The organism is Pedobacter sp. 10L46_2, from assembly GCF_056395165.1.
This window is the reverse complement of record NZ_JBFTIZ010000137.1, coordinates 1-10013: the sequence shown is the minus strand read 5'-3', so window position 1 is coordinate 10013 and position 10013 is coordinate 1. Positions and strand designations below refer to the sequence as shown.

The 10013-nt window shown below is 40.9% G+C and carries 14 protein-coding genes; 10 read left to right on the top strand and 4 right to left on the bottom strand.

Features of this window, described 5'->3' with window-relative positions:
* Positions 1-344 precede the first annotated feature (344 nt).
* Positions 345-692 carry a hypothetical protein gene (locus AC1DDX_RS15585; protein WP_172659789.1) on the top strand — a complete coding sequence of 116 codons (348 nt, stop codon included), beginning with the start codon at positions 345-347 and terminating at the stop codon, positions 690-692.
* Positions 693-810: 118 nt separating this feature from the next.
* Entirely contained in the window at positions 811-1233 is a 423-nt protein-coding gene (locus tag AC1DDX_RS15580) for a DUF1016 N-terminal domain-containing protein (protein ID WP_172659790.1), read from the top strand.
* Here the strand turns inward: AC1DDX_RS15580 and AC1DDX_RS15575 are convergent.
* Entirely contained in the window at positions 1208-1468 is a 261-nt protein-coding gene (locus AC1DDX_RS15575) for a hypothetical protein (protein WP_172659791.1), read from the bottom strand. The two genes, AC1DDX_RS15580 and AC1DDX_RS15575, sit on opposite strands and share 26 nt — an antisense overlap.
* Positions 1469-1790: 322 nt before the next feature.
* Here AC1DDX_RS15575 and AC1DDX_RS15570 point away from each other — a divergent pair, with 322 nt between their 5' ends.
* From AC1DDX_RS15570 to AC1DDX_RS15545, 6 genes are read left to right on the top strand one after another with little or no spacing between them, the layout of a single operon-like run.
* Complete coding sequence (locus tag AC1DDX_RS15570; protein ID WP_172659792.1) at positions 1791-2324, top strand: YceI family protein; 534 nt, start codon at positions 1791-1793, stop codon at positions 2322-2324.
* 11 nt (positions 2325-2335) lie between these two features.
* On the top strand, positions 2336-2554 hold the full coding sequence (locus AC1DDX_RS15565) for a tautomerase family protein (RefSeq protein WP_172659793.1): 219 nt from the start codon (positions 2336-2338) through the stop codon (positions 2552-2554).
* A 4-nt stretch (positions 2555-2558) separates the two neighbouring features.
* Positions 2559-3293, top strand: coding sequence for an SDR family NAD(P)-dependent oxidoreductase (locus tag AC1DDX_RS15560; protein ID WP_288879000.1), 735 nt, complete (start codon positions 2559-2561; stop codon positions 3291-3293).
* Between the two features lie 24 nt (positions 3294-3317).
* Positions 3318-3698, top strand: coding sequence for a nuclear transport factor 2 family protein (locus AC1DDX_RS15555; protein WP_172659795.1), 381 nt, complete (start codon positions 3318-3320; stop codon positions 3696-3698).
* A gap of 44 nt (positions 3699-3742) precedes the next feature.
* Positions 3743-4321: a Crp/Fnr family transcriptional regulator gene (locus tag AC1DDX_RS15550; RefSeq protein WP_172659796.1), complete on the top strand. Its 579-nt coding sequence runs from the start codon at positions 3743-3745 to the stop codon at positions 4319-4321.
* Between the two features lie 11 nt (positions 4322-4332).
* Positions 4333-5415 carry an NAD(P)H-dependent flavin oxidoreductase gene (locus AC1DDX_RS15545; protein ID WP_246269425.1) on the top strand — a complete coding sequence of 361 codons (1083 nt, stop codon included), beginning with the start codon at positions 4333-4335 and terminating at the stop codon, positions 5413-5415.
* On the opposite strand, the gene AC1DDX_RS15540 is transcribed toward AC1DDX_RS15545, so the two are convergent.
* Entirely contained in the window at positions 5410-6819 is a 1410-nt protein-coding gene (locus tag AC1DDX_RS15540) for an aminotransferase-like domain-containing protein (RefSeq protein WP_337716566.1), read from the bottom strand. The two genes, AC1DDX_RS15545 and AC1DDX_RS15540, sit on opposite strands and share 6 nt — an antisense overlap.
* A gap of 92 nt (positions 6820-6911) precedes the next feature.
* On the opposite strand from AC1DDX_RS15540, the gene AC1DDX_RS15535 reads away from it, so the two are divergent.
* Together AC1DDX_RS15535 and AC1DDX_RS15530 are read left to right on the top strand one after the other, a co-directional pair.
* Positions 6912-7355: a GNAT family N-acetyltransferase gene (locus AC1DDX_RS15535; protein ID WP_172659798.1), complete on the top strand. Its 444-nt coding sequence runs from the start codon at positions 6912-6914 to the stop codon at positions 7353-7355.
* 35 nt (positions 7356-7390) lie between these two features.
* Positions 7391-8857 (top strand): WG repeat-containing protein, encoded by a 1467-nt coding sequence (locus tag AC1DDX_RS15530; RefSeq protein WP_172659799.1) that lies wholly within the window; start codon positions 7391-7393, stop codon positions 8855-8857.
* Between the two features lie 4 nt (positions 8858-8861).
* Here the strand turns inward: AC1DDX_RS15530 and AC1DDX_RS15525 are convergent, their stop codons facing one another.
* Positions 8862-9407: a GNAT family N-acetyltransferase gene (locus AC1DDX_RS15525; protein ID WP_172659800.1), complete on the bottom strand. Its 546-nt coding sequence runs from the start codon at positions 9405-9407 to the stop codon at positions 8862-8864.
* A gap of 129 nt (positions 9408-9536) precedes the next feature.
* On the bottom strand, positions 9537-10013 hold a 477-nt coding region (locus tag AC1DDX_RS15520), incomplete at its 5' end, for a MerR family DNA-binding protein (protein ID WP_477622237.1).

Here is a 10013-nt window from a genome sequence, read left to right as displayed (position 1 = left end):
GTCAGGATGACGAGCGACTGGGAGTTGTTCGAGATGACGGGGAGTAGAGAATTATGCGAGTTCAAGAGATCTCTCTCTGCGTTCCTTAAAAAGAGTAGCTCATTGTGGTTTTGTGGAATGCTTACAAGGAGATTTTGTACAGACCATTGAGGGGAATACAAATGTAGAGGGCAGCAGAGAGGGTGATGGTGTTTACAGGCAATTAAGGCATAAAAGAACGATTGCCAAGTACGCTGATGGGCTGTAGTACAGGTTAGTGGATGCTAAAAAAATGTTTTTTTGGTAATTTAATTTTGAAATATTACTAAAAATATTAGTAAATTTGTCTATTCAATTTTACTGATATGGGCAACAGACCTCAACGAGAACATAAACCGTTATTTGAATATTCAGCTAAATATGAGCAAACGGTTAGAACAATAGATTTGATCAGAAAAATATTTAATAATGCGCTTAAGCAAAGGCTATGGGTGTTTGAGCCATCGGTGAAAAGATGGTTCAGTCCTGAGGAGTTCATGGAAATGTATGAGCGGTATGACAACCTGGATCCGAAATGGATTGCAAAGATTGAAGTGCGTGATCCGATGGAGGGGTTGGAAGCTGCGGATACACAGGTTGAGAGTATACTTGCCAGAAAGGCTATATTGACAAAGAAGATTATAGATTACGAAAGGTCTAAGCAGAAAAAATAGCAGAAAAGAAAAGTATTTTAAGCTGCATAGAATGGGAGTAAGTTTTAATGGCGGGATTACATTTGCTTTTGAGGAGTAAAAAAGTATAGCTTTGACTATACACTTTTTACACTTACATATGAATTTTGATTTTCATGTTCAACAGATTGAAAGTACACACACACTCTTAAACCAAGCTGCAGTTAAAGCTGTAAATATTCATTTGACGCTACGCAACTGGCTTATTGGGTTTTACATCGTTGAATTTGAACAAAAGGGAGAAAATCGATTGGAATATGGAGCTAAGTTGCTTCATCGCTTGTCTGCCAATCTAAACCAAAAGAAGCTTTTGAATATTAATGAACGAGAGCTACGACGATTCAGATCATTTTATCAAATCTATGCTAGTTTAGGGGATATTTTTTCGAAAGAAGCAATTCGGGGGACATGCTTAAAGGAAAACGATATTCCCTTTAAGCAGTTGCCAGATTATCAGGATACAGGAACAGCTCAGGAAAGAGTAAAAGTGATTTTACCTAATAAACCGACTTCCAGATCTTAAATGTGTTCTGATGGTTCCCGTCTATTTGCCTGATGACAAGGCAAAGGTGTTCTTCTCTCTGAGGGAAATATTTGTCAATGATTTGCTGAGTTTGCTGAATTAATTGTCCGAGGTGCTGTTCAAAATCAATGTTTTTAACATCTAAAATAACCTGATTCATTCTTGCTGAAATTGTGCATTCGAAGGTAAATTCTCTTTTGAGCGCTTTTACTACTTTTGACCTCAGTTTTTTCATTGAATTCTGATTTTGGGTTATTAAAAAGGGTTTCCCCATTAATTATTATCAGTCTAAACGTTAGCTGCCTGTAATAATTGTGCAGGAAAATGTCATTATTTTATTCTCCCGTTTTTATTTGGCAACATTCTAAATTAGCAAAAATAGTATAAGCGCCAACCTTTTCTGTATTGTTTTATTGTAACAAATTTGGGTGAAACCCAGAGTCACTTTGAGAGTGATCTGGATCACATAAAACAAGCTTCATTTTAATGGTGATGTAGGTCACACAACTTCTGGGCAAATCCTTCACAACTTTGATGTACAATTAAAAACAAAAGTTATGAAAACTCAAAAATTTGAAATCTTAGCTGCCCAAAGTAATATTGATTGGGTAGGCAAAAAAGTAACCGGCGCACACAATGGTACCATTGGTATTAAAGAAGGTGAAATTATTCTGAACAATGGTAAACTGGAGGGTGGTAAATTCATTATCGATACCGCATCTATCAAAATACTGGATGTTACTGACCCCGGAACGAATGCACAATTTGCCGGGCACCTGGCTTCTGATGATTTCTTTGCAATTGAAAAATATCCTGAAGCAACATTGGAAATTACTTCAGTTTCGGGTAACGATGTTGAAGCTGACCTGACCATTAAAGGTATTACGCACCCGATTAATTTTGATGCAGCGATAGCGGTAAATGGCGACAATTTAAGCGCTACCACCAAGCTGTTAGTTGACCGTACCAAATACGAAATGAAGTTCCGCTCTGGTAATTTCTTTCAGAATTTGGGAGATACCCTGATCTACAATGATTTTGAATTGTCCATTGATGTAACCGCTAAAGCTGTACAACCAGTGTTAGCTTAAATTATACAGCCATGCCATACATTAAAATTGAACTAACCCGCGAAGGGGTTAGTCGCGAACAAAAACAAGCCCTGATTAAAGGGGTTACAAATCTGATGACTGACGTATTGAATAAAGACCCTCAGCTGACTCATGTGGTGATTCAGGAAATAGAACTTGATGATTGGGGTTTTGCAGGTGAACAGGTATCTGTATTAAGGGAAAAAGGTATTACAGCCGATAAGAAATAAGGAAATGAAAAAGCAAACTATAATAGTTACCGGTGCCTCATCTGGAATCGGTAAGGAAATAGCCCGTCACTTTTTAGAAAATGGCGATAGTGTAGTGATCAATTCATCGACCCCAGAAAAACTGGAGCTGGTTTATCAGGAGCTTGGCGGTGGTGATAACCTGGCCATGGTAGCTGGTAATGTAAAAGATAAAAGTACCGGAGATCAGCTTTTGGCAATAGCGCTTGAGAAATTTGGTGCTGTAGATGTGCTGGTAAACAATGCCGGTATTTATGAGACCAAACCATTTCTGGAAGTGGATGAGGCTTATCTGGACCGTTTTTTAAATACCAATCTGAAGGGTACTTTTTTTACTACGCAGGCGATTATTCCACAAATGTTGAAACAGCAGGGCGGTGTAGTGATCAATATTGGTACCCCGCTGGTAAACCATGCGCTTGGTGGCGGCCCATCAACCGCACCAATGACTTCTAAAGGGGGAATACATGCGCTTACCCTGCAGCTTGCCGCTGAATTTGGTAAACATAACATCAGGGTGAATACCGTTGCCCCGGGCGTGATCCGTACACCTATGCATGGTGATGATGCTGATCAAAGTGCGGGATTGCATTTGCTTAACCGTGTTGGTGAGGTGGATGACATTGCACAAATGGTATATTTAGTTGCCAGAAGCAATTTTATAACTGGCGCGATCATCAATGTGGATGGTGGTATGGCTGCGGGGCATCACCTGAATTAATAGAACCTTTAAAAACTAAAGAAAATGAAAACTACTAAAGAAGATTCACTGGCAATAACCCAGGCACTGGAAGATTATTATTTTAAAGGTATTTATGAAGGTGATACTGATAAGCTGCGGAAGGTTTTAAATCCGGGTACTTTATTATTTGCCGATATAAAAGGGCAGCCTTATTTTAAAAAGCTTGAGGAGTACCTTGATGGGGTGGCCAACAGGCAAAGTCCGAAAGACTCTGGTAAGCCTTTTAAAGGAACGGTGATATCGGTAGAGGTGATCAATACGATTGCTGTGGCCAAGGTGCATGTTAAAATGTACGAGTTCAATTACGATGAGCTACTATCGTTTCATAAGATTGATAACCGCTGGATGCTGGTTAACAAAATGTTTACAGACGTAAGCGAATAGATTTAAATCTTTAACTTTAAAGGGTACAATGAAACATAGCTGATATGCCATCAGAAGCTAAAGAAATCTTAAAAGCCCATATCGATAAATCGGTTGTTCTTAGTGATGAACAGTTTGATTATTTCTTCTCTCATTTTAAAATACTGAGTTTTAAAAAAGGACAAGCCATTATTATGGAGGGCGATGTGGTAGATTGTGAATACTTCGTGATTTCGGGTTGTTTAAAAGCTTTCTTTATCAATGATGACTTGAAAATGTTTATCCTGCAATTTGCCATGCCTACCTGGTGGGCTTCTGATTATAACGCATTATACAACCATACCAAGGCCACCGTGAATGTGGACTGTATTAGCGATGCGGAAGTGCTTTGCCTGAGTAACAGTGACCGGGAAAAGCTGTGTAATGAGATTCATAAGGTAGAGCATTTTTTTAGGTGGCGGACTAACAGGGGCTATGTGGCGGTTCAGAAAAGGTTGTTGTCTTTTATGAATAATGATGTAAGATATAGGTATGAGGAGCTTTTAAAGCTGTATCCGGAGCTTTATAATATGGTCCCTAAGAAGCTGATAGCCGCTTATTTGGGTGTTTCGAGAGAGACACTGAGCCGGTTGTATAATGATTAATAAATTTTAAGATGATGTGGTACGAAACAAGAGCATCGAAAATACTGGGGATTGATTATCCCATTTTACAAGGGCCATTTGGAGGGAATCTTTCTTCTGTAGCGTTGGTGTCAACTGTGTCTAACGCTGGTGGACTAGGAGGCTATGGGGCTTATACATTGAGTCCGCAGGAAATTATTGAGGTAGACCAGCAAATTAAGGCTGCAACGAATAAGCCTTACAATATTAATTTATGGGTTTCTGATACAGACGCCGTGGACGGTACTGTGTCTGATGAGCAGTTTAAACAGGCTCAGACTTTGTTTAAGCCTTATTTTGATGAAGTAGGCATTGCTTTGCCCGAGAAGCCTGCGCCATTTAAATCGCGTTTTGAAAACCAGTTGGAAGTGATTTTGCATCAGAAGCCGCCTGTATTTAGTTTTATGTTTGGTTTGCTGGACGAGGATGTTTTGGAGCAGTGCAGAAGGCTTGGGATTGTTACGGTCGGGGCTGCTACTATTTTGGATGAGGCTATAGCTTTGGAGGCAACTGGGGTTGACCTGATCATTGCCTCTGGTTTTGAGGCGGGCGGGCATCGTCCTTCTTTTTTGGCTTCGGCTGAATCGTCTGTGACTGGAACGTTTGTGTTGCTTCAATTGATTAAAGAAAAGGTGAAAACTCCGGTTATTGCTGCGGGTGGTATTGCTAATGGAAGGGGTGTTGCTGCGGCGCTGGGGCTTGGTGCTGATGCGGCCCAGATTGGCACTGCTTTTCTGGCCACAGAGGAGTCGAATGCTACAGCCGTTCATCGAGAAATGTTGTTTTCGGATAATGCTAAGTATACTACTTTATCAAGGGCTTATACCGGAAGGCTTGGCAGGGGAATAACCAGCAGGCTTGCAAAGGATATGATCCATAAAGAACATGGATTTTTGCCGTTTCCGCTACAGACGCAGTTCATGTCGCACTTAAGAAAAGGTGCGATAGAGCAAGAGAAATGGGATTTGATTTTGTTCTGGGGCGGGCAGATAGCGCCCATATTGAAACACCGGAAAGCAGGGGTGCTAATGCAGTCTATACTGGAGGAGACTACGGCGTATTTTGATCAGTTATGATCCTGCCAGCCTGCCAAGTAATTTTAATTTTTGTTTGAGGGTTTCGGACCAGGGTAGGCCTAAGGAAAGCCTCATGCAGTTTTCAAACTGATTTTGTAGGGTAAACATCCTGCCGGGAGAAATGCTGATGTTCTGTTTCAGCGCCCTTTCGAACAGGATTGTAGTATTGATTTCTTTACTAAATTCTACCCATAAGGCAAGCCCGCCCTGCGGTCGGCTGGTTTTGGTTCCCTCCGGGAAATATTCGGCTATGGTATCTATATATTGCTGGTAGTTGTACTGCAAGGTTTGACGCAGTTTGCGTAGGTGATTTTCATATCTGCCGGTTTTTAGAAAGTTGGCTACTGCTTCTTGTGTAATGGTAGTTGAGGATATGGCGTGAACCAGTTTGAGCTTAAGGATCTGCTCTTTGTATTTGCCAGGTGCGATCCAGCCCACGCGATAGCCCGGGGCCAGGGTTTTGGAAATAGAACTGCACCAGAGTACTGTTCCCCCGGCATCAAAGGACTTGCAGCATTTAGGGCGCTGGGCACCAAAATACAGATCGCCATAGACGTCGTCTTCTATAAGTGGAACGCCGTGTTTGGCCAAAAGTGCAACGACTTCTTTTTTATGTTCATCGGGCATGCAGCTGCCTAAGGGTGTGTTGAAGTTTGGAACCAGCAGGCACAGGTTGATTTTGGAGACTACTTTTTTTAAGGCATCGATTTCGATTCCTGTAATAGGATGGGTAGGCAGTTCGATTACTTTGAGCCCTAAACTGCGGGCCAACTGCAGGATGCCGGAATAACAGGGGCTTTCCATTGCGATGGTATCGCCAGGCTTTGATAAGGCCATCATGCAAAAGGATAGTGCATTCATTCCGCCGGCTGTGGTGACCAGGTCGTTTTCATCAAAATTCCCTCCCCAGGTTAAGGAACGTGTTGCAATCATTCGGCGTAACTTCTCGTTGCCTTGTAAGGGTTCATATGCGGTGCCACTGTGGCTAAGTGAGCGTGTGGCGAGGATGATTTCTTTATTTAGCTTAGCTAAGGGCAGGAGCTGATCTGCGGGCGCTCCAATGGAAAAAAATGTAAGGTCTGTATTGCCCATGTTGGCGTAAATTTTATGAATCAATTCTTCCGGTTCCTGATTGCCGTTGATTAATGAAGGGCTGCTGACCTGCGCAAGCGGAAGTTTTTTGTAGGGAAGGCGACTTACAAAATAGCCGGACTGGGGTTTTGATTCGATGAGCGATTGTGCTTCCAGTTCGAGGAATACTCTTTTTGCTGTGTTCATGCTGATACCATGTTCTGTGCATAGCATTCTGACAGATGGGAGGCGGTCGCCCTCTTTTAAAACTCCATTTTTAATGAGCGTGGCAATGTTGTTTGATAATTCGGTGTACAGGAAGTTGCGCTTCATGAGGTAAAGATAACTGTGTCTGTTTAAATATCAAAAACTGTAACTGTGTTCATTTAGTGCTGCCAGCTACTTTTGTGTAAAAATCAGATATTATGTTAGAATTTATTGTTAAAACAGGTAAAGAGAATATGGATGTAAAGACGGTACACCGATTCTTAAGTGAGGATTCTTATTGGGCTAAAGGTATTTCGTATGAACTGGTAGACCGATCGTTAGCGAATTCTTTTTGTGTTGGTGCTTTTGTAGAGGGGGTGCAGGTTGGATTTGGCAGGGTGATTACGGATTATTATACTTTTGGGTGGTTCGCAGATTTTATGGTGTTGCCTGAATTTCGTGGAAATGGGATATCGAAGCTGATGCTGGCTCATATTTTTGAGCAACCGTGGTCGAAAAGGTTGAGGAGAAAAATGTTGAATACCAGTGACGCGCATGGTTTATATCGCCAATTTGAATTTAAAGACCTGGCTAATCCTGGCTTTATACTGGAAGTTTATAATCCGGAGGCTCATTTGCAATATAAAGGAGAAGATGCTTAACTTTATTGCATCTACATCATCCTAAAAAACATTGAATGCTATCTAATTACGCTAAATTTCTGCTCCTGCTGTTGTTAACGGCATGCTTTTCCTTCGCCTATGCGCAAAAAGAGAAAAAATATATGGCCCAGGTTCGCCTGAATGGCAAATGTGGGTTTATTGATGTTTCGGGCAATGAAGTGGTTCCGCTGGTTTATGACGATGCGGGTTTGTGGAACAACAACCTTGTACCGGTAAACATTGGAAAATACATCCCTAAATCATATCCGGTAGTGGAAATGTCTACTGCACAAAGTAAAAATGTAAACGTTGAGGTTGTAGACAACTCTGAAAAGGCAGGCAAATGGGGCTTTTGCAATGCAGCGGGCAAATTGGTAATTCCTGTTCAATTTACAAATGTGAGTTTCTTTAACGAGGGAATGGCAGGTGTGGAGGTAAATGACAAATGGGGCTTTATTAATACGAGTGGAAAAATGGTGGTTGAGGCGGTGTATGATACTGTCGGCTATTTTTCGCAAGGACTTGCTGTAGTTGCAAAGAATGGAAGCTATGGCTACGTGAATTTAAAGGGCGAAGAGGTAATAAAGCTTCAATATTTAGGTGCTGAGGCTTTTGAAAAAGGGTTAGCAAAGGTGTTTGAGAAATATGATTCGAAAAATGGTGACAAAAAAAGTATTGGCAGGCTTATTAACCTTCAGGGAAAAATAGTTACAGATGCTAAGTATGATATTGAGTCGAATTTTACGAATGGGTTGGCGAGTTTTTCATTTGCTGAAGCAAATGCTGAAGATAGCTTTACATATGGACTTATTACGACAACGGGRCAGGTGGTAGCTCCACCAACTTATAAGGAGATTTCGGCGTTTAGTAATGGCCTGGCCCTGGTGATGGTTTATAAGATACATGAGTTTTATAATGAGTATGTGCCGCATTACGGCTATATAGATGCGAAAGGAAAAGAGGTGGTAAAACCTACTCTTGCCAAAGGAGTAGACTTTAGTTATGGTATGGCGCCGGTTGCAAGATTTGACAGCAAGGATGATGGGCAATCGGAATATGCCCTGATTAATACCAAAGGAGAGCATTTACTTGACTTTAACTGGAGTAGTTTAGATATTCTGGATAGCAAGCATCTTTTGGCAAGCTCTATTAAGAATCCGTACGAGAAAGTAATAATTGATACGAAAGGGAAGCAGATACTTGCACTTGGTGATAACGGATTTGCCAGTTTGGGCAATGGTTTATTTTTTGTGAAGAATGTGGACTATGAGCCAACTGCTTTTATTGGTTTGGACAAAAAACCATTGATTGATCTGAGTAAAAATAAAAAGACAAGATTTATTTCGTACCAGCATGGCTTACTCCGTTTTGGTGACCTGGATGGTGATTACAGTGAAGTGAGTGCCATAAAACTTGGCCTGATGGATTTAAAAGGTACGGTGGTTGTGAAACCCAAGTATAACGAAATATTTGATTTTGAGGCTACGGATAACTCTTTATAAGTGCTTAGTTCTGTGTGATCTCATAAAAATCCTGAACCTGATCGAAAGGGTTTTTGTAGCGGAACTGTGCTTTCTTTAGGACTTTCTTGGCAGCAATGTTATCGCGGTTGACTACGGCACCTATGTTGGAAATGCCTTGCGACAGGATCTGGTCTACAATGGTCGGAAGGATGTCTGTCATGAGATAACATCCGCTGGCAAAACTGCTGAGGTAAAATTCGATGAAGAAAGGGTAGTGATCTATCTGGTAATGTTCCTGTGCTACCTGAGGGGAAATGAGATCGATAATGCCTACGACTTTGCTGAGTTTTTTATCTGTAATGAAATGGAGGTAGTTTCGCCCGGCATGGGCATTCATGAGCATGGTTTGCAGGAATAGTTCTGCTTCCTGAAATGTACTTAATCGTTTATTGGGGACGAATTTTAGGGTATGATCATCGGATAGGATGCAAAATACTTCTTTTGAGATTTGACCAAAACGTTCCAGGTCTTCGGGCCGGAAAGGGTGGATCAGGTAGTTTTCATTTTGAAAGGTAATGGGCTTGAACATAGGCTGGCCAAAAATAAAAAACTAATTCAAATTCTATGAATTGGGTGGGTTCTATTTTTGAAAATGTGGTAAGAATTTAAGAAGGTCTTGTATATACAAGTTGTTTTTTTATCTTTGTCGGTGAGAGCGTTAATACGGGGGTAGATCGAAAGGTCTGCCTCCACTAATGATAGTTTCATCAGCGTTTTCAATATTTTCATTTTCAATATTAAACTTGCAGATAGCAATTTGTTTTTTGACTGATTTTAATTCTTTGATTTTCTCTTCTATTTGCAGTAATTTCTTATCAAGAACTTGAATCTTTGCTTTTTTGCTGATTTGCTTTTTGTACCAGGCATCTACAACTTCTTTGATTTCGGCCAGCGTAAAACCTACCGCTTTTGCCATTTGTATAAATCTTAATTTCTCGACAACGTCATCTCCATAGTATACATAGTTATTGGTTTTTACTTCCTCTTTCTTTTCGCCGGTGAATAGACCTTCGGCCAGCGTAAAACCTACCGCTTTTGCCATTTGTATAAATCTTAATTTCTCGACAACGTCATCTCCATAGTATACATAGTTATTGGTTTTTACTTCCTCTTTCTTTTCGCCGGTGAATAGACC

What these genes read in the sequence shown, in the direction of transcription:
- AC1DDX_RS15555 (WP_172659795.1), top strand. Translation starts at nt 3,318, where the DNA reads ATGAAAACTACTAAAGAAGATTCACTGGCAATAACCCAGGCACTGGAA.
- AC1DDX_RS15560 (WP_288879000.1), top strand. Translation starts at nt 2,559, where the DNA reads ATGAAAAAGCAAACTATAATAGTTACCGGTGCCTCATCTGGAATCGGT.
- AC1DDX_RS15575 (WP_172659791.1), bottom strand. Translation starts at nt 1,468, where the DNA reads ATGAAAAAACTGAGGTCAAAAGTAGTAAAAGCGCTCAAAAGAGAATTT.
- AC1DDX_RS15585 (WP_172659789.1), top strand. Translation starts at nt 345, where the DNA reads ATGGGCAACAGACCTCAACGAGAACATAAACCGTTATTTGAATATTCA.
- AC1DDX_RS15545 (WP_246269425.1), top strand. Translation starts at nt 4,333, where the DNA reads ATGATGTGGTACGAAACAAGAGCATCGAAAATACTGGGGATTGATTAT.
- AC1DDX_RS15550 (WP_172659796.1), top strand. Translation starts at nt 3,743, where the DNA reads ATGCCATCAGAAGCTAAAGAAATCTTAAAAGCCCATATCGATAAATCG.
- AC1DDX_RS15570 (WP_172659792.1), top strand. Translation starts at nt 1,791, where the DNA reads ATGAAAACTCAAAAATTTGAAATCTTAGCTGCCCAAAGTAATATTGAT.
- AC1DDX_RS15540 (WP_337716566.1), bottom strand. Translation starts at nt 6,819, where the DNA reads ATGAAGCGCAACTTCCTGTACACCGAATTATCAAACAACATTGCCACG.
- AC1DDX_RS15535 (WP_172659798.1), top strand. Translation starts at nt 6,912, where the DNA reads ATGTTAGAATTTATTGTTAAAACAGGTAAAGAGAATATGGATGTAAAG.
- AC1DDX_RS15525 (WP_172659800.1), bottom strand. Translation starts at nt 9,407, where the DNA reads ATGTTCAAGCCCATTACCTTTCAAAATGAAAACTACCTGATCCACCCT.
- AC1DDX_RS15565 (WP_172659793.1), top strand. Translation starts at nt 2,336, where the DNA reads ATGCCATACATTAAAATTGAACTAACCCGCGAAGGGGTTAGTCGCGAA.
- AC1DDX_RS15580 (WP_172659790.1), top strand. Translation starts at nt 811, where the DNA reads ATGAATTTTGATTTTCATGTTCAACAGATTGAAAGTACACACACACTC.